The organism is Arcobacter arenosus, from assembly GCF_005771535.1.
Classification (GTDB): Bacteria; Campylobacterota; Campylobacteria; order Campylobacterales; family Arcobacteraceae; genus Halarcobacter; species Halarcobacter arenosus.
This window is the reverse complement of sequence record NZ_VANU01000001.1, coordinates 113,183-131,524: the sequence shown is the minus strand read 5'-3', so window position 1 is coordinate 131,524 and position 18,342 is coordinate 113,183. Positions and strand designations below refer to the sequence as shown.

At 29.2% G+C, this 18,342-nt stretch carries 17 protein-coding genes; 8 read left to right on the top strand and 9 right to left on the bottom strand.

The window, feature by feature from the left end; translation table 11 throughout:
- Positions 1–154: 154 nt before the first annotated feature.
- Genes FDK22_RS00650 through FDK22_RS00630 form a run of 5 tightly spaced genes read right to left on the bottom strand, consistent with a single transcriptional unit; the run spans position 155 to position 4,842 of the window.
- Positions 155–736, bottom strand: coding sequence for an LOG family protein (locus FDK22_RS00650; RefSeq protein WP_138150846.1), 582 nt, complete (start codon positions 734–736; stop codon positions 155–157).
- A complete protein-coding gene (locus tag FDK22_RS00645) occupies positions 736–930 on the bottom strand; it encodes a zinc ribbon domain-containing protein (RefSeq protein ID WP_138150845.1) in 195 nt (64 codons plus the stop codon). The genes FDK22_RS00650 and FDK22_RS00645 overlap by 1 nt, the downstream gene beginning before the upstream one ends.
- Positions 923–3,415: an efflux RND transporter permease subunit gene (locus tag FDK22_RS00640; RefSeq protein WP_138150844.1), complete on the bottom strand. Its 2,493-nt coding sequence runs from the start codon at positions 3,413–3,415 to the stop codon at positions 923–925. The genes FDK22_RS00645 and FDK22_RS00640 overlap by 8 nt, the downstream gene beginning before the upstream one ends.
- Positions 3,412–3,996, bottom strand: a complete 585-nt coding sequence (locus FDK22_RS00635) for an MlaC/ttg2D family ABC transporter substrate-binding protein (RefSeq protein ID WP_138150843.1) — start codon at positions 3,994–3,996, stop codon at positions 3,412–3,414. Before FDK22_RS00635 ends, FDK22_RS00640 begins: the two co-directional genes overlap by 4 nt.
- A gap of 3 nt (positions 3,997–3,999) precedes the next feature.
- Entirely contained in the window at positions 4,000–4,842 is an 843-nt protein-coding gene (locus tag FDK22_RS00630) for an MlaA family lipoprotein (protein WP_138150842.1), read from the bottom strand.
- Positions 4,843–5,017: 175 nt separating this feature from the next.
- Here FDK22_RS00630 and FDK22_RS00625 point away from each other — a divergent pair, with 175 nt between their 5' ends.
- Positions 5,018–5,728, top strand: coding sequence for a YebC/PmpR family DNA-binding transcriptional regulator (locus FDK22_RS00625; RefSeq protein ID WP_138150841.1), 711 nt, complete (start codon positions 5,018–5,020; stop codon positions 5,726–5,728).
- A gap of 25 nt (positions 5,729–5,753) precedes the next feature.
- On the opposite strand, the gene FDK22_RS00620 is transcribed toward FDK22_RS00625, so the two are convergent.
- The 3 genes from FDK22_RS00620 to FDK22_RS00610 are packed head-to-tail and all read right to left on the bottom strand — an operon-like array spanning position 5,754 to position 7,796.
- Entirely contained in the window at positions 5,754–6,566 is an 813-nt protein-coding gene (locus FDK22_RS00620; RefSeq protein ID WP_138150840.1) for a M48 family metallopeptidase, read from the bottom strand.
- 2 nt (positions 6,567–6,568) lie between these two features.
- Positions 6,569–7,315, bottom strand: a complete 747-nt coding sequence (locus FDK22_RS00615) for a DUF3108 domain-containing protein (RefSeq protein WP_138150839.1) — start codon at positions 7,313–7,315, stop codon at positions 6,569–6,571.
- 37 nt (positions 7,316–7,352) lie between these two features.
- Entirely contained in the window at positions 7,353–7,796 is a 444-nt protein-coding gene (locus FDK22_RS00610; RefSeq protein ID WP_138150838.1) for a YiiD C-terminal domain-containing protein, read from the bottom strand.
- 318 nt (positions 7,797–8,114) lie between these two features.
- On the opposite strand from FDK22_RS00610, the gene FDK22_RS00605 reads away from it, so the two are divergent.
- The 3 genes from FDK22_RS00605 to FDK22_RS00595 all read left to right on the top strand — a co-directional run bounded on the left by FDK22_RS00605 (position 8,115) and on the right by FDK22_RS00595 (position 12,289).
- On the top strand, positions 8,115–10,691 hold the full coding sequence (locus FDK22_RS00605) for a bifunctional aconitate hydratase 2/2-methylisocitrate dehydratase (protein WP_138150837.1): 2,577 nt from the start codon (positions 8,115–8,117) through the stop codon (positions 10,689–10,691).
- A 124-nt stretch (positions 10,692–10,815) separates the two neighbouring features.
- The gene (locus FDK22_RS00600) at positions 10,816–11,406 is read left to right on the top strand and encodes a TetR/AcrR family transcriptional regulator (protein ID WP_171012878.1); all 591 of its coding nucleotides are present in this window, start codon (positions 10,816–10,818) and stop codon (positions 11,404–11,406) included.
- Positions 11,396–12,289 (top strand): NADH-quinone oxidoreductase subunit B family protein, encoded by an 894-nt coding sequence (locus FDK22_RS00595; protein WP_138150835.1) that lies wholly within the window; start codon positions 11,396–11,398, stop codon positions 12,287–12,289. The genes FDK22_RS00600 and FDK22_RS00595 overlap by 11 nt, the downstream gene beginning before the upstream one ends.
- On the opposite strand, the gene FDK22_RS00590 is transcribed toward FDK22_RS00595, so the two are convergent.
- Positions 12,278–12,928 carry a transglutaminase-like cysteine peptidase gene (locus FDK22_RS00590; RefSeq protein WP_138150834.1) on the bottom strand — a complete coding sequence of 217 codons (651 nt, stop codon included), beginning with the start codon at positions 12,926–12,928 and terminating at the stop codon, positions 12,278–12,280. The genes FDK22_RS00595 and FDK22_RS00590 overlap by 12 nt on opposite strands.
- Before the next feature lie 51 nt (positions 12,929–12,979).
- On the opposite strand from FDK22_RS00590, the gene FDK22_RS00585 reads away from it, so the two are divergent.
- The 4 genes from FDK22_RS00585 to FDK22_RS00570 all read left to right on the top strand — a co-directional run bounded on the left by FDK22_RS00585 (position 12,980) and on the right by FDK22_RS00570 (position 18,302).
- Entirely contained in the window at positions 12,980–14,335 is a 1,356-nt protein-coding gene (locus FDK22_RS00585) for a nickel-dependent hydrogenase large subunit (RefSeq protein WP_138150833.1), read from the top strand.
- 283 nt (positions 14,336–14,618) lie between these two features.
- On the top strand, positions 14,619–15,857 hold the full coding sequence (locus tag FDK22_RS00580; protein WP_138150832.1) for a hydrogenase small subunit: 1,239 nt from the start codon (positions 14,619–14,621) through the stop codon (positions 15,855–15,857).
- A gap of 2 nt (positions 15,858–15,859) precedes the next feature.
- The gene (locus FDK22_RS00575) at positions 15,860–17,596 is read left to right on the top strand and encodes a nickel-dependent hydrogenase large subunit (RefSeq protein ID WP_138150831.1); all 1,737 of its coding nucleotides are present in this window, start codon (positions 15,860–15,862) and stop codon (positions 17,594–17,596) included.
- 1 nt (position 17,597) lies between these two features.
- Positions 17,598–18,302: a cytochrome b/b6 domain-containing protein gene (locus tag FDK22_RS00570; RefSeq protein WP_138150830.1), complete on the top strand. Its 705-nt coding sequence runs from the start codon at positions 17,598–17,600 to the stop codon at positions 18,300–18,302.
- The last annotated feature ends 40 nt before the right edge of the window (positions 18,303–18,342 follow it).

Sequence of the window (18,342 nt, the reverse complement as noted above, 5' to 3'; positions counted from 1 at the left end):
AATGATTATACAATTTAATGGTGAAAATAAAGTGATTAATATGAATATTTTATGTCATTTTTCAGAAAAAATAGTATAGCGTGTAGAATCGTACTATTTTAAAAGAATTATTAGTTTTTTTAATGATTGTACTACTCTTTACTTGCTCTTTTAGTTAACATTTTTTTAATGCTTCTAGTTCCCATTTACTTTTTGGGGCAATATAATTTTTAAAAGAATTATAAATCTCCTTTATATCATCACTTACAATTATTGCATCTAAATGTTCTTGACTTATAAAGCCATTATGTACACAATTCTTTAAAAATTCTAAAAACTTATTATAATATCCATTTACATTGTATAAAGCACAAGGCTTTTTATGTAATCCAATTTGAATATAGGTAAAAATTTCACTTATCTCTTCTAATGTACCAAATCCACCAGGAAAAGCGATAAAAGCATCAGATAACTGCTCCATTTTCTCTTTTCTTTGCCTTATAGTATCAACCTTATAAAGTTTAGTAATTGAAGTATTTTCTATCTCTTTGTGTGCTAAATCGTGGGTAATTACACCAATAACTTCCATATTTAAATCAATAGCAGTTTTAGAAATAGTTCCCATTAATCCTGCTTTACTTCCACCATAAACTATTGTCGTATCAGTGGTTGAGAGAAATTCTATAGACTCTTTTGCTTTTGTATTAAAAATTTTATTATTCCCAAAAGAGGAACCACAATATATTGCAATTTTCATTAAAATTCATTTCCTTCTATAGAACTATAACAAAATGATTCAATTTCACCATTTTCAACAGTATAATTAATCTCAATTGGTCTACAACAAACTTCACAGTCATCAATTATTTGAGTATTCCCACTAACACCTAAATCAAGTAATAAACTTATTTTTTGTCTGCAGTATGGACATTCAATAAATTTCTCAAACATGTAAACTCTTTTTAATACCATAAGGCTTAAATATGATTAATAGTCTTGGTAAAAGGAATAGGGCAGATAAAAGAATCGTTGCCATAACTATTACTGTTAATAAACCAAAATAGATTGTTGGTACAAGATTTGATAATACTAAAATTGAAAAACCAATAATTACAACAAGTGATGTATAAACCATTGCATAACCAATAGATTGGTGAGATCTTTTCATTGAGTTTATATAATTATGGTCTTTTTTAAACTCTTCATGGAATCTATGAATATAGTGAATTGTATCATCTACTCCAATTCCAATTGAAATAGCTGCAATAGTTATAGTCATAATATCAAGTGGAATAGAAAGCCATCCCATAATACCAAATATAATTGAAATAGGAACAATATTTGCTAAAATAGCAATAAATGCTATTAATAATGATCTAAATAAAATAAAGAACATTAAAAATAAAATTATAACTACAAAACCAATTGTTTTAATTTGTGAATCAAAAAGTGACTGAAGCATATTATTATATAAAATCATAAGGTTTGATAATCTAAATTCAACAGTACTATTATCAATAATTGCTGGTAATTCATCATTTAACTTTTTAATTAATGCATCACGTCTAAGTTCTGGGTTAGAATCAATGATTCTGGTACTAATTCTTGCCTCATTATATTCAATATTTATATATGGAGATAAAATTATATCTTTATATTCTTCTGGTAATTCTTTGTATAATAAAGCTAGAGTAAAGCCATCTAACTCTTTTCCTTTGTTAAGTAGTTTACCTGTTTTTAAAAGTGTTGCAAGAGATGAAACTTTTCCTATATTTGGATTTTTTTCCAGATAATTGTGAACTCTTGTAATTACATCCATTTTATCTTTTGTAAACCAATATTTCTCATCATTTGCAGATTCAGCAAACTCAGCTTCAAAATCACTAAAACCATCATCCGCGACAACTTGTTTTTTAGACTTTTCTTCTTTTTTAGCATCGAATTTGATAATAATATCTAAAGGTGTTGTTCCACCTAATTTATTATCAATAATTTCCATACCCTTATATATTTCTGTTGATTTTTTAAAATAGTTAATAAAACTATTTTCAACTTTTAGCTTCATAGTCCCTGTTAATGAAAAAGCAACTATTAAAACTGATACAATAATGATTAGTAAACCTTGCTTTTCAACAAGATTTGATGCTAAAATCATATATGTAGATTGATGCTTTTTATTTAAATCTCTATTTATTCTATTTGTCAAAATTAAAATTGCAGGAAATACTAAAAAAGAAATAAGTAATGAAATTGCAATCCCTGCACTCATCATCCAACCTAGGTTTTTTACAGGCTGAATTCCAGATAATACAAGTGAACCAAACCCAGCAATAGTAGTAATAATTGCAAAAAATGAAGGATTGAATTTAGAAAGAATTGTATTTAAAACTAGTTTATATTGATTTGCATTTTTGTATTTTAAACTTAATTCTCTATATCTAACAATCAAGTGTAAGACAATTGAAATAGTAATAATCAACTGCAAAGCAATAAAATTTGATGAAATTACAGTAACTTCCCATCCAAATAATCCCAAAGTCCCAGCTGTTGATATTACAGACATTGTACAAATAATTAGTGGCAATAAAATCCAAATAAATTGTCTAAATATTACCCAAAGAATTATGATTAATAAAAAAATTAGAGTATTACCATAAATAAATAAGTCATTTTTTACAAAGCCAATAACATCATTGGCAATCATTTCAACTCCGCCTAAAAATAACTTGCCATCATTTTCATATTTTTCTATAATTTCTCTAGCTTTTTTTATATTTTTGTGGTTTTCTTCTCTTTGCAGGTCTCTATATCTTTTAAACTCTATACTTACTTTTTCTAATTGGATTAAATCTTCTTTTGAAGCACTATTTTCTCTTTTTTTAGAAAGTAAACTATTTCTTTTTTCTAAAAGCTCAAAATATTTTTTATCATCTTTAAGATTTAAAACTATAGCAGTTGTTGTAAAATCTGAACTAACTAAAGAGTTTTTATATAATTCTGATTCTAAAAACTCTTTTTTTACTAAGTTTTTATCTATATCAGTATTTTCAATAGTTCTTACACCATCAACAAGTTTTCTTAATTCTTGTACTGGTGATTGAAGTAGAGGTACATTTAAAAGTGAAGTAACACTACTAACATTTTCAATTGTTTTAAGTTCATTTGTTAGTTTTTTTAAAGTGTTTAAACTTTCATCAGATAATAAATCATTATTAGGTTTATAGGTTACTATTAGGTAATCAGGAGTGTAATATCTTTTTGTAACTTCTCTAGAAAATTGTAAATCTTTATCATTATCAAGGAGAAGTGTTTCAGAAGAAGCATCTATCTCAAGCTTTGTAGCATTAAAACCTAAAAAACAAACACCAATTAAAACTAAAGCTAAAACTTTTAACGGGTGCTTGAGGATATAAGTATCATAAAACTTTTTTATCATTTATTTGAATTATTTTTATCTCTTAAAAAAGTTACTAATTCATCAAAAGTTTTATCTTTTAAGAATCCAGAAAATTGTTTTCTATATGTCTGAATTATACTAACGCCTAATAAATCAACATCATAAATAAGCCAACTATCTTCACTCTTTTCATAAAATTTATAGTTTATTTGATATTTCTCTTCTTTTCCAACTAATTGAGTTTTTAAAATAATTCTATTTGCTTTAGGTTGCTCTTTTCCTAATATTTCTACTAATTCATCAGTGTATAAATCAAGTTTTTCCACATATGAATTTTTTAATTTTTCAGTAAATATTTTAATGAAATTATCTTTTTTCTCTTGTGAAAGAAGATTCCATTGTTTCCCAAGTGATAGTCTTGACATTAATTCATAATCAAATATTGGATCCATTAAATTTATAATCTCTTCAGCTTTTTTCTCTTTTGCCAAATTTGAATCTTTTAATATCATTAAAACCTTATCAATAGTGTTACCCATTTTAGCTTCAATATTATCTTTTTGAAAGTTTGCATATGTAAAATTTAAAACTAAAAGTAATGAAAATAAAATTTTATACATCTATTATTCCTTAATTTGTTTTTCTCTATTTTGATTATAAACATCTCTTAAAAATGGATATAAATCTATTGCATCTTCCTTTAAATTTTCATATTGACCTAGTGTTAATGATGTACTATTTACAACATTTACACTTTTAATAGCAAAAGTTTGACCAATATTTTCTGGAATTTTGTATTTTAAATCCCCTGAACTATCAATAGGACTAACATAACCGTCGGCAACTAATCCAACAATATCTCTAAAATTTGATGGACCATAAATTGGAAGTACTATATGTGAACCACTTCCAAAACCATAATAAGCCAAAGTTTGACCAAAATCTTCATCTCTTTTATTTAAATTATAATCTTTTGCAATATCCATAAAACCTAATACACCAACAGTTGAATTTATTAAAAATCTTCCTGTTTCTTCTGCTGCATAATCAAATTTAAATTGTAAAATATTATTTAGAAATCGTATAGGAAATGTGATGTTTTCAAAAAAGTTTGATATTCCAACTCTTGCATTTTCAGGAATTACATCTGCATAAACTCTTGCAGTAGGGTTTAATACATTTGTATATAATTTATCATTAAAAGTTGTCATTGCTCTATTATAAGATTCGAAAGGATCAGAAATCTCTTTTTCTTCTTTAAACTCTGATAGAAAATCTTGTTTGTCATTAGAAGTGTTTTTTTCTTGAACTTTTACAAATTTATCTTTGCTAAAGTAAACATAAGTAACCCTTTGATCTTCGGGTATTGCTTCAAACTTCAAATCAGAAGTAACTTTATAATGGTTTGTTACACTACATGCGTTAAATGTAACAATTATAAATAAGAAAATAATAAAACTCTTCATTTGTTTATGGCCTTGCGTGTGTGTTATTGTGTGCGAATTAAGATAATAACTAAAAAAAATAAAAAAATAGCTTAAATTTTTTATATGAATGTTAATTATAAATTATTGGTTTATTCTACTTTTAATTACAAACTTGCTATAATCCCGAAATTTTAGAAATTATTGGAGATTTTTAATGGGTAGAGCCTTTGAATATAGAAAAGCAGCTAAGATGAAAAGATGGGGAGCAATGTCAAGAGTATTCCCTAAACTTGCAAAAGCAATTGAAATTGCAGCAAAAGCAGGTGGCGGTGATCCAGAGATGAACTCTGCACTTAGAACAGCAATCTTAAATGCAAAAGCTGAAAATATGCCAAAAACAAATATTGATGCGGCTATTAAAAGAGCTACAGGAAAAGATGCAGCAAACTATACAGATGTAAATTTTGAAGGTAAAGGTCCTCATGGTGTTTTAGTTTTTGTAGAAACTGCAACTGATAATAATACAAGAACTGTAGCAAATGTAAAAATGCATTTTAATAAAAACGGTGGGCAAGTAGTACCAACAGGTTCATTGGAATTTTTCTTTGATAGAAAAGCAATTTTTGAATTTAATAAACCTGAAGATATGGATTTAGAAGAGTTAGAATTAGAACTAATTGATGCTGGACTTGAAGAGATTGAAGAGGAAGATGGAGTTGTATTAGTTACAGCTGAATATACTGACTTTGGAACATTAAATAAAGCATTTGAAGATTTAGGTATTGAACTTACAAAAGCTGAATTAAAAAGAATTCCAAATAATCCACAAGAGTTTACAGAAGAACAACAAGAAGAGATTGGTAAACTTTTAGAAAAGCTTGAAGATGATGATGATGTTCAAGCTGTTTATACTAATATAGCATAAAAAAAGATAGAGGTTTCTCTATCTTTTAATTTATTTTATTCCCTAACATATTACTATTTATAATTGGTTTTTTAATTGTCTGATTTTGTGTTTTTTCAATTTTAGAGATGGCTTTTTTAATATTAGCAATTCTTGTTGTTGAACTTGGATGGGTTGATAAAAATTCTATACTTTCTTTTTTCCCTTTACTCATATTTTGCCAGAAATTTAAAGCTTCATAAACATTATATCCTGCTTCATGCATAAGATATATTCCTATTTCATCTGCTTCATTTTCTTGAATCCTTCCATAAGGTAATAAAACTCCATATTGGGCACCTAAGCCATAAGCAATATTAAAAGATTGTGATAGATGGGGAGCTTTTGAACTAATAAGTATATTTCCTATTAATTGTGCCCCTTGTGCAACCATCCCTGTACTCATTCTTTCAGCTCCATGTCTTGCAAGGGCATGGGCAATTTCATGGGACATAACAGTTGCTAATTGGTCATCATTTTTGGCAACTTCTAGTATACCTGTATATACAACAACTTTTCCTCCAGGTAGGCAAAATGCATTTTTTGCCTCATTTTTAACTAAGTTAAATTCCCATTTATAATCACTTCTATTAACAACATTAGCAATTCTTTGACCAATTGATTTTATTCTTCTTGATTCTATTGTATTTGTTATTACATCAGATTTTTTTAAAGTTTCTTTGTATGATTGTTCACCTAAAGCCATCTCCTGTGAGTGTGAAAGTAATATCATCTGACTTCTTTGTGTATAGGGAGCTTTATTAGTACAACCTGTTATTAATATAGAAAGTGTGAACAATAGAAATAAATTTCTTTTCATTTTTATCCTTTATTTATTTTAAAATCTGTCATTTCTCCAATAATATCGCCAAAAAAGACTACATCTTTTAAAATAGCAATACTACAAAAACCTTCATTATTTAAAGATAATAAAAGCTCCCCTTTTTCACTACCAAAAATTTTTTGATTTATGTAAACAATAAGTTTTTTCTCTTTTGAAGGGATAAATAAATTAATTTTTCCATCTATTTTATTTGCTCCAACTGCACTAAAGGAATAACTCTTTCCCTCTTTAAATTCTATTAGTTCTTTTAAGTTAAAAAATAGTGACAATAAATCATTTTTTGTGAAAAAACCAAGCTCATCTTTATGTTCATTGTAAAAAGTTTTATTTTCAAATTTCAGTTCATTGTTAACACTTTTTTTAATACCTTCATTTGTAGTCTTAACTAGAATTTTTTTATTCTTATAATCAAAGGTATATTCTTTCATTCTTGAACTATTGTTGTTTTTCTTGATTTTTACAAATTTTTTAGGGATAAATTTATTATCAATAAAACTACCTACGCTTTTATAAATTTCTATCCTATTATTAGTTAAAATTTTTGCTATACCAGTGGTTTTAGCTTCAATCATAATCTCATAGTCACTTTTATTATAAGTTAATTTTGTATGTGCAATACCTAAATCTAAAAATGAGCCATAGCTTATTGAGTAGTTTGCTTCTATTGTTTTGGCAAAAAGTATACAATTAGTAAAAATAAATAATAAAGTAATAAATCTTTTCATAATAAATTATATCATGCCTTTGTAGAAAAAATGTGAACTATCTTTTTTTTATTACATAAATTCCTTCAAAATCTAAACAAAGTTTTCCATCTTCAATAATCTCCCCTTTGATTTTTAAAGATGAACTATTTTTTTCTTTTAATTTTTTTTCAAAAAGTTTTATCTGTTCTTCTGAAGGTAAATAGCTAATACATTTAAAATCTTTTGTAATAGGTGCTCTATATGATATATCACTTTTTATTATTGCAATCATACAATTATCTAAGCCCAATTTTGAAGCTTCTAAATAACATACACACCAAGCTGAAATTGTGGCAATTGTATTTAAACTTCCTGCAAAACCTGTACCTTTGTCATTAATATTTGGTTTTAGAGGAGCTTTTGTAATTAAGTTATTATCATTTAATTCTTCAAGTGTTAATTGCATATATTTTGTCATAGGTATTTCACTATGAAGTTTTTCTTCAAGTTTTTTTAACATTTTAATCTCCTGATTACTTTATTATACAAAAATATATTTACTAAAACATGTACAATCCAAAAAAATAATGTACTAAAATTGTACAATGAAGTTTTAAAAATCATAATAAAAAAATTAAACTTAAATACAAAGATTAGATTTTGTTTTTAATTAATAGCAATTGTGTGTACTTATAGTAATCTTATGTAAAAATTGTATTACTTTTAGTAACTTTTATTTTAATTGTAAAAAAATGTATCCTTATTTACAAAAATTGTACATTCAAGCAAATAAACATTATGCTATACTAGTGCTACAAAATTACTAGGAGAAATCTATATGAGTTTATTAGCTACTTATAAAGCACATACACAAGAGAGATTAAATGAAGGTGGATTACCACCACTAGCTTTAACTGCGGAAGAAACTGCACAGCTAGTTGAATTATTAAAAGCAGATACTGTTGAGGAAGCAGATTACTGTTTAGAATTATTCAAAAATAAAATTAATCCAGGTGTTGATGATGCAGCATATGTAAAAGCTGCATTTTTAAATGATATTGTACAAGGAAATGTAACATGTTCAGTGATTTCAAAAACTGAAGCTGTTGAGATTCTTGGAACTATGATGGGTGGATTTAATGTTACTCCATTAATCGATGCTCTAAAAGTTGAAGAGGTTGCAGATATTGCAGCTACACAATTAAAAAACACTATCTTAGTATACGATGCATTCAATGATGTAAAAGATTTAATGGATGCTGGAAATGAAAAAGCAAAAGAAGTAATTGAATCATGGGCAAATGCTGAGTGGTTCACAAACAAACCAGCTTTAGAAGAAGAAATTAAATTAACTGTTTACAAAATTCCTGGTGAAACAAACACAGATGATTTATCTCCTGCAACTGTTGCGTTTACAAGACCAGATATCCCATTACATGCAACTGCAATGTTACAATCAAGAATGGAAAAACCATTAGAAAAAATGGAAGAATTAAGAGCTATGGGTAATCCTTTAGCTTACGTTGGAGATGTAGTTGGTACTGGTTCTTCAAGAAAATCAGGTATTAACTCTGTTCAATGGCATATGGGTAGAGATATTCCAGGTGTTCCAAATAAAAGAACAGGTGGTGTTGTAATTGGTTCTATTATTGCTCCAATTTTCTTCAATACTGCAGAAGATTCAGGATGTTTACCAATCCAAGCTCCAGTTGATGAATTAGAAACTGGTGATGAAATTATTGTAAAACCATATGCTGGACAAATCCTTAAAAATGGTGAAGTTGTTTCAGAATTTAAATTAGCTCCAAATACATTAACAGATGAGATGAGAGCAGGGGGAAGAATTCCTTTAATTATTGGTAAAGGTTTAACTGCAAAAGCTAGAGAAACTTTAGGTTTAGGAGCATCTGATATGTTCATTACTCCTGAGCAACCAGCTGATTCTGGAAAAGGATTCTCTCAAGCACAAAAAATGGTAGGTAGAGCTTGTGGTATGGAAGGTGTTAGACCTGGTATGTACGTTGAGCCAATCGCTACAACTGTTGGATCTCAAGATACAACTGGACCAATGACAAGAGATGAGATTAAAGAGCTTGCAGCATTATCTTTTGGTGCTGATATGGTTATGCAATCATTCTGTCACACTGCTGCTTATCCAAAACCAGCAGATATTAAATTAAGACATACTTTACCAGATTTCATCAACTCAAGAGGTGGTGTTACACTTAAGCCAGGTGATGGTGTTATTCACTCATGGTTAAATAGATTATGTTTACCAGATACAGTTGGAACAGGTGGAGATTCTCACACAAGATTCCCAATTGGTATCTCATTCCCAGCTGGTTCTGGTCTTATTGCATTTGCTGGTGTTACTGGTATGATGCCATTAACTATGCCAGAGTCTGTATTAGTTAAATTTAAAGGTGAAATGCAACCAGGAATTACTTTAAGAGATTTAGTTAACGCTATTCCATATCAAGCAATTCAAGATGGTTTATTAACTGTTCCTAAGAAAAATAAAAAGAATGTTTTTGCTGGTACAATTATTGAAATCCAAGGTTTACCAGATTTAAAAGTTGAGCAAGCATTTGAATTATCTGATGCAGCAGCAGAAAGATCAGCAGCAGCTTGTTCTGTTCAATTAAATAAAGAACCAATTATTGAGTACTTATCTTCAAATATCGCTTTAATTGAAAAAATGATTGAAGAGGGTTATGAAGATGCTAGAACTCTTCAAAGAAGAGCTGACAAAATGAAAGAATGGTTAGCAAATCCAGAATTAATTGAGCCAGATGCAGATGCTGAATATAAAGCAGTTATCGAAATTGACTTAAATACAATTACTGAACCAATCTTAGCTTGTCCAAACGATCCAGATGATGTTGCTACAATTTCTGAGATTTTAGCTGATGATTCTAGACCTAAGAAAATTGAAGAGGTATTTGTTGGTTCTTGTATGACTAATATTGGTCTTTTCAGAGCTTTAGGTGAAGTTCTTAAAGGTGAGGGTGAAGTTCCTGCTAAATTATGGGTTGCTCCTCCAACAAAAATGGATGAAGCTCAATTAACTGAAGAGGGTTATTATGCAATTTTTGCAGCAGCTGGTGCAAGACTAGAAATCCCTGGATGTTCTTTATGTATGGGTAACCAAGCACAAGTAAGTGAAGGATCAGTTGTATTCTCTACTTCTACAAGAAACTTTGATAATAGACTTGGTAAAAACTCTAAAGTATACTTAGGTTCTGCAGAAATGGCTGCGGTATCTGCATTACTTGGAAGACTTCCAACTGTAGAAGAATATATGGAAATTGTTCCTAAGAAAATTACAGAAGAAAACAAAGATGGGGTTTATAAATACTTAAACTTCCACCAAGTTTCTACTGACCACTTAACTACATTAGTTACTTCAAGATAATAATGAAACTCAAGCATATGCTTGAGTTTTCATGAATATTCATTTACTATTTATCTTATTAATAATATAATTTGAATAATAATACAATTTGAAAGTTTAGTAAGCTTCCTTAAAAGGATTTATTGTGTCTGCAAAAGAAGAAAAAAAGAATAATATTATAGAAAACTCTTTGAAACTTTTTTCAAAAAATGGTTTTTATAATACAACAATTCCAGATATTGCAAAAGCTATGAAAATGAGTGTTGGTAATATGTATAACTATTTCAAGTCAAAAGAAGAGTTAGCTAAATATGCCATAAAATACTCAACTAATGTATTGGCAATAGAGTTAAGAGAGATAAACCAAATGGATATCTCTTCAAAAGATAAAATCTTTGAGTTTACAAGGAAATATCTTGAAAATGTAAAAAAATCGCCAGAGGTTATAGAATACTTTTTAAGAGTATATCTTTCAAATAGAGAAGTTTTTGGTGATGGATGTGAAGGTTTCCTTTGCGTTAGTGATTTTGTTACTGAAGTTATGATTTTACTTGATGAAGGTGCTGCTAAGAAGGAGTTTAGACAACAAAATTTCTTCCCTGCATTTGGTATGATCATGGGAGCATTAGGTGGATTTGCTTTTCTTACTGGAGAAAAAGTTTTAGATAAAGATATTATGGATTATGCAGATGAAGTTGCAGAAAATATCTATAGAGCTTTAAAGTATGAAGAATAATAAAAAACCTAAAGTTTTATGGTTTCAAGCTGTAACTTGCAATGGAAATACCCATTCATTTTTAAGTGCTAACGAAAATAGGTTAGCGCTTTTTTTTAAATCTTTTGATTTGATTTATCATCCATCTTTAAGTACTGATGTATCTTTAAAAGAAATAGTTAATTCAAATGAGAAGATTGATTTTTTATTAGTTGAGGGTGCAATAAGTAAAGATGAAAAATTTTTTACTATCTCCGATTCTACTACATATGACCTATTTAACAAACTTATCAAAAAAAGTAAATATGTAATTGCTATTGGCTCATGTGCCTCTTATGGTGGACTACATCAAAAATTTGAAGAGAATAAAACAATAAAAGGTCTTCAAGATTCACTTGAAACAGAAAATCTATATATTTTAAAACATCCAATTGTAAATCTTACTGGTTGTCCTGTTCATCCTGAGTGGATATTTCAAACACTATTTTCATTAGTACAGTATAAAAAAATTGCCTTAGATGAATTAGGTCGTCCAAAAGAGTTATATTATGGTTTAGCTCATCATGGTTGTACTAGAAATGAATACTTTGAATGGAAAGTTGAGGGTTCATTTGGAGCAAAAGAGGGATGTTTATTTTACGAGCAGGGATGTAGGGGACCTATGACACACTCAAATTGTAATAAAGTACTTTGGAATGATGTTAGTACAAAAACAAGGGCAGGAATGCCTTGTATTGGTTGTACAGAATTTGATTTCCCAAGGGATAATATGTTTGAAACTAAAAAGAATATTGGTATACCAGATGAAGTGCCAATTGGAATAAATAAAAGAGCATATTTATCAATAACAGGTATTGCAAAAACTTTCAAAATTGAAAGACTTCACAAAAAGCTAATTGATTAATTTAATTTTTTTGTTTTTTGAACTTAAATAAATTTTAGTCCATTTATAATTACTCAAATTTTTTATATCAGATAAAATATCTATCTCTTTATTATTTAAATCAATAGTTTCTAGAGTATGTAAAACTAAAATATCCTCTCTTTTTGTTAGGGGTAAAATCTCTTTATTTATACTATCTAAAATAAATAGTTCAGAATGTGGTTCTTCTTGGTATCCTAAAACCAAATGATATTCATTGTTATGAAGATTATGTATCACTGAAAGTTTTGATTCATCAACACCAACTTCAATCAAAGTAAAATATTTGGCTATAACAAAATCCTCACAGTCTCCTGCACCTTTAATTATAAACTCTTTTCTAGTTGCCCAGTAATCTTTCTTGTTATAAATAGTTTCATCGCTTATATATGGATAAGTATTATAAAAATCATTAACTTCATTAAGTTTTATAAAGTCATCATCAACATCACTTAATGATTTTTTTAATTGTATCAAATCATTAATTCTTTCAAATATATTATTTTTTTGTGAAGAGTGAGATATTTTAATAAAATCATCATCTGTAATTTTTAAATCTTCTAAGGTAGAAGAAAAGAGTAAAGTTGTAGTTAATAATATAATTAGTAATAAGTTTTTCATTGGTGAATTATAATCAATTTATGATAAAATCTCAACTCATGAAAGGGAAATATGAAAACAGTTGACTTAGTAGAAAGAATTGAAGGGGAAGCGAAACTTGTTTGCTCTTGGGATGATGGGATTATAAACGATGCTAGAATGGAATTTTTAAACTTTAGAGGTTTTGAATTTATTTTAGAAGGAAAGTCTGCACTTGATGCACTTGTTTATACTCCTAGAATCTGTGGAATTTGTGGACAGGCCCATTTAAAAGCAACTGTTGATGCCCTTGAAAATGCTTATGAAAATATGGGTGAAAAATTAACTGTAACAAATAAAGCCAAACTATTACGGGAAATTGGTCTAAATATTGAGATGATTGATTCGCATATTAAATGGTTTTATTTATTTATTATGCCAGATATGGCAAAACTTTCAAAAAAAGAATATTCAAATTATGAACCATTTTCAGGTAAGAAATGGCTAAAAGGAACTGCAATAGCTAGTGAGATTATAAAATCCCTTGCAATTATTGGAGGACAATGGCCACATACATCTTATATGACTCCTGGTGGGGTTATGAGTGATCCTACTCTTTTAGATTTAACTACCATGGAAAACTATCTTGATAATGCAATTAGATTTTTTGAAGAAGAGTTTGCAGGAGTCTCTTTTGATGAGTATTTGTCTTTTAATAGTGAATCAGATTTAGAAAAAATCGGTTTAGATTTAAAAGATTTTATTGATATAAGTTTTGAAAAAGATTTCCATAATATTGGAAAAGCATATAATAGATTTATTGCCCTTACAAATTCTATATCTTTTAAAGCAGGAAAAAAGAATAAAAGATTAAATTGTAATTTGGATTTTAAAAATATTTGTGAAAGTACTAGATACACATTTAATGTTGATTCAAATAAAGAGTCTAGCCAAGCATATGGTTGGGCAAAAAATGTTAAGTATTTAGATAATTTTTATGAGACTGGACCCCTTGCAAGAGCTGTGATAAATGAAAGAAAATTTATTACAAAATTAAATAAAAAATTTGATGATTCTGTTCTAACAAGAGTAATGGCTAGAATGGATGAGTTTGCATATTTATTACATAAAACAAAAGAATTAATAAAACAAATTGATATCTCAGAACAAAGTTATATAAAACCAAAATTTTCTTTTAATATGGTAGATGAAACAACAGGTATATCATCTGTTGAGGCAAGTCGTGGTTCTTTATATCATGAAGTAAAAATCAAATATGGAAAAATAGATTCATATAATGTAATTACTCCAACTGTATGGAATTTAGGTCCAGGAGATAAAGATAATTATTCAATTGCTCAAAAAGCAATTATAGGAAATGACTCTATTGAAAAGGCAAAAATTGTATTAAGAAGTTTTGATGTTTGCTCTGTTTGCACAACTCATTAATTAAAAATTGTGTTAATATGTAACACTTAAAAAATAAAATTAAACTTAAATCTAATGAGTAAAAATATAAAAAAATAATAGACAAAATTAGTCTTATTTTATACTAAACCCAACAAAAACGACACTTTTGTGTCACACTCCCCTTTTTTCGGTTATTTAATGAATAATCATTCAACTTTTTTTAAATAAAAATCATAAGTTTTGCTTAAGTCTAAACGCGTTAATTTACATTTAATTAAATGAACATTCATTTAAATAAGACTTTTGGACTAAGGAGCAGTATATGGTTGATTCTCATGATATGGTAAAAAAAGTTTTTACCACCAATTCCTCAAGAATTGATACAAACAAAGGTGATGCATACTATAACAATTTGTTTGAACAGGCAAAGGCAAGGTTAAGTGCATTAAAAAAACAACCACCACTTAAAAATGTTGATATTATCGACGTTGTAGAGAGTGAAGGTGTAGATAGAAGAGATTTCATGAAGTGGGCAAGTGCAACTACTGCAACACTAATGTTACCTCCTATGTTTACTCCTCTTGTTGCAGAAGCTACAGAACTTATGAATAGAGTTCCTGTTATTTGGATTGAGTTACAAGATTGTGCGGGAAACTCAGAAGCAATTTTAAGATCTGCAACTCCCACTGTTGATGATTTAATTTTTGATGTTTTATCTTTAGAATATCATCACACACTTCAAGCGGCATCTGGTCATCAAGCGGAAGCTCAATTAGAAGATGCAGTTCATCATTTTAAAGGTAAATATTTACTTTTTGTTGAGGGTGCTATTCCAACAGCAATGGATGGTGGATATGGAACAATAGGACCTAGTGGTGAAACTTATATTGATAATTTAAAAAGATTATCTAAAGATGCAGCAGCTGTTGTAGCTGTTGGTACATGTGCAACATTTGGTGGAATTCCAGCAGCTGCTCCAAATCCAACAGGTGCTGTTGGTGTTATGGATATTGTAAAAGGTAAACCTATTATAAACATTCCTGCATGTCCTGCAAACCCTGCAAATATGGTAGGAGTTGTTTTACACTATGTTTTAACAGGTCAAATTCCTGAATTAGACTCACTTCTTAGACCAAAATTCGCATTTGGATATAGAATCCATGACAACTGTGAAAGAAGAGCACACTTTGATGCTGGTGAATTTGTTGAAGAGTGGGGAGATGTTGGAGCACAAAACAACTTCTGTTTATATAAAATGGGTTGTAAAGGTCCTATGACATTTAATAACTGTTCTATTATCAGATACAATGAAGGTGCAAACTGGCCTATTGGAGTTGGTCGAGGATGTATTGGTTGTTCAGAACCTGATTTCTGGGATAAATATGCTTATGAAAGACCAATGGCTGGAGCTAATATTAAAGCACCAACTGGTGGAGTAGAAAAAACTGTTGATGAGTTTGGTCTTGGATTATTAACAGCAACGGCAATAGGTATTGGTGTGCATGCAGTTACAAGTGCAGCAGTTGGAAAAAAATCAGAACATAGTGAAGATGGAGAATAAGAATGAGTAAACATGTAGTAATTGACCCAATAACTAGGATTGAGGGACACTTAAGAATTGAAGCAGTGATTGATGAAAACAATGTAATCACTGAAGCTTATAGTTCTTCAACTATGTTTAGAGGTATTGAAACGATTTTACAAGGAAGAGATCCAAGAGACTGTGGTCTTTTAGCTATGAGAATCTGTGGTGTTTGTACAGGTACTCACTATCAAAGATCAATTGAGGCTGTTGAGCATGCATTTGATGTTACAATTCCAAAAAATGCTAGAATTGTTAGAAACCTAATGCAAGGTGCATTATATTTACATGACCATGTTGTTCATTTCTATCACCTACATGCTTTAGATTTTGTAGATATTACAAAAGCATTAGAAGCTGATCCAAAGAAAACTGTTGAAGAAGCACAAAAATGGGCAAAACTTTCAGGTCAAAGATCATGGAAAGCTAGTGAAGATACTTTTATTGAAGTTCAAGAAAGAGTTACTAAATATGTAAAACAAGGAAGACTTGGTATATTTGGAAATGCTTATTGGGGAAGTAAAGCTTATAAATTAACTCCTGAGCAAAACTTAATTGGTTTATATCACTATTTAGAAGCTTTAGAATTACAAAGAAAAATTGCAAAAGCGCAAGCAATTTTTGGTGGTAAAAATCCACATCCACAATCAATAGTTGTTGGTGGTGTAACATGTGTTCAAGATTTAAAAAATCCAGCTAGAATTGCAGAGTTTAAAGATATTATCCAGTTAGCACAAAAATTTATTAAAGAAGCTTATCTTCCAGATATTTATATGGCAGGTACAATGTATGCTGATGAAGCATTAGCAGGAATTGGTGGAGGATTAGGAAACTTCATGTCTTATGGTGATTTTAGATTAGATGATTTACCATTTTATGAATCTTCTAAATTATTCCCAAGTGGTATCGTTATGAACAAAGATTTATCTAAAGTTTATGAATTAGATCAAACTAAAATTACTGAAGATGTAACACATGCTTGGTATGAAGGTAATACAAATCTACACCCTTATGATGGTGTTACTCATCCAAAATATACAGGTTTTGCTAAAAAAGAAAACAATATTGCTTACTTAGATACAGAAGGTAAATATTCTTGGATTAAATCTCCATTATACAATGATGAGAGAATGGAAGTAGGTCCATTAGCAAGAATGGTAGTAGGAGTTGCAAAAGGTGATGAAAGAATCACTAAATATGTTACGACATTCTTAAAAAATGGAAACTTGCCAACAAAAGTTTTATTCTCAACAATTGGTAGAACAGCTGCAAGAGCTATTGAATCTGAAATGATGGCTGATGAGATTATAAAATGGTGTGATGAACTTGCAGTTAATGTTGCTTCAGGAGACTTATCTACATGGACAGAGTTTGATTTTGATAAAGTTTCTAAAGATACTCAAGGTTTTGGTATGGCAGAAGCACCAAGAGGTGGTTTAGGTCATTGGGTTAAAATCAAAGATGGAAAAGTTGAAAATTATCAAGCTGTAGTACCATCTACTTGGAATGCGGCACCAAAAGATTACAAAGGTAGACTTGGAGCATATGAGGCATCTTTAATTGGTACTCCTGTAGTTAATCCAGATGAGCCATTAGAGATTATTAGAACAGTTCATAGTTTTGACCCTTGTATTGCTTGTGCTGTACACATTGTTGATACAAATGGTAAAGAATTAGCAGTTTATAAAGTAGATCCAATAGGAGGAAGCTGTGCCTAAAATGAAACGGGTTATGAGAATGACTCCAATTATGCGAACCATTCACTGGGTGAATGCGATTTGTATGGTTGTTGCAGTCATAACCGGTCTTTACATAGGATATCCATACTATCAAACATTAATTGCTGATCCAGCAGTTGATAAATATGTGATGGCATGGAATAGATGGGGGCATTTTATTGCAGCAATTATCTTTGATGTTTCTGCAATTTTAATTGGTTATTTATATCTATTTTCAAGATTTGAAAAACCATACAAAAAGATATTGCCAACAAAGAAAAACTTTATTGAGTTTTGTGAAGTATTCTTTAACTTGATTACTTTTAATAGAAGAAAAAAGTTTGATTCAACACATAGTGATTCTTATAACATTATGTTTTTTACACTTTTTCATATTCTATTAGTATTTATGTTATTAACTGGACTTCAACTTTATGTTCATGGCTTAGCATCAGGACATAGTTCAATTGGAGAGTGGTGGCCTTGGATGTTACATTTAATGACAGATTGGACATTAGATGTATTTGGTGGAAATATGGGTGTTAGAATTGCACATCATACAGCAATGTATTTGATTTTAATGTGGGTAATGTCTCATATTTATTATCAAATTTGGAGAACAATCTTCTGGAGAGAAGGTGATATTAATATCGTATTTGGTGGTTACAAATTTGCAAATAAATCATCAAAAGGTGAAGATAAGTAGTAAGTCAAATTAAAATTGACATAATAGGCTGTAGTTTTAG

Excerpts from the sequence above, each read along its gene's own strand:
- FDK22_RS00650 (WP_138150846.1), bottom strand. The coding sequence starts at position 736 with ATGAAAATTGCAATATATTGTGGTTCCTCTTTTGGGAATAATAAAATT.
- FDK22_RS00645 (WP_138150845.1), bottom strand. The coding sequence starts at position 930 with ATGTTTGAGAAATTTATTGAATGTCCATACTGCAGACAAAAAATAAGT.
- FDK22_RS00640 (WP_138150844.1), bottom strand. The coding sequence starts at position 3,415 with ATGATAAAAAAGTTTTATGATACTTATATCCTCAAGCACCCGTTAAAA.
- FDK22_RS00635 (WP_138150843.1), bottom strand. The coding sequence starts at position 3,996 with ATGTATAAAATTTTATTTTCATTACTTTTAGTTTTAAATTTTACATAT.
- FDK22_RS00630 (WP_138150842.1), bottom strand. The coding sequence starts at position 4,842 with ATGAAGAGTTTTATTATTTTCTTATTTATAATTGTTACATTTAACGCA.
- FDK22_RS00625 (WP_138150841.1), top strand. The coding sequence starts at position 5,018 with ATGGGTAGAGCCTTTGAATATAGAAAAGCAGCTAAGATGAAAAGATGG.
- FDK22_RS00620 (WP_138150840.1), bottom strand. The coding sequence starts at position 6,566 with ATGAAAAGAAATTTATTTCTATTGTTCACACTTTCTATATTAATAACA.
- FDK22_RS00615 (WP_138150839.1), bottom strand. The coding sequence starts at position 7,315 with ATGAAAAGATTTATTACTTTATTATTTATTTTTACTAATTGTATACTT.
- FDK22_RS00610 (WP_138150838.1), bottom strand. The coding sequence starts at position 7,796 with ATGTTAAAAAAACTTGAAGAAAAACTTCATAGTGAAATACCTATGACA.
- FDK22_RS00605 (WP_138150837.1), top strand. The coding sequence starts at position 8,115 with ATGAGTTTATTAGCTACTTATAAAGCACATACACAAGAGAGATTAAAT.
- FDK22_RS00595 (WP_138150835.1), top strand. The coding sequence starts at position 11,396 with ATGAAGAATAATAAAAAACCTAAAGTTTTATGGTTTCAAGCTGTAACT.
- FDK22_RS00590 (WP_138150834.1), bottom strand. The coding sequence starts at position 12,928 with ATGAAAAACTTATTACTAATTATATTATTAACTACAACTTTACTCTTT.
- FDK22_RS00585 (WP_138150833.1), top strand. The coding sequence starts at position 12,980 with ATGAAAACAGTTGACTTAGTAGAAAGAATTGAAGGGGAAGCGAAACTT.
- FDK22_RS00580 (WP_138150832.1), top strand. The coding sequence starts at position 14,619 with ATGGTTGATTCTCATGATATGGTAAAAAAAGTTTTTACCACCAATTCC.
- FDK22_RS00575 (WP_138150831.1), top strand. The coding sequence starts at position 15,860 with ATGAGTAAACATGTAGTAATTGACCCAATAACTAGGATTGAGGGACAC.
- FDK22_RS00570 (WP_138150830.1), top strand. The coding sequence starts at position 17,598 with ATGAAACGGGTTATGAGAATGACTCCAATTATGCGAACCATTCACTGG.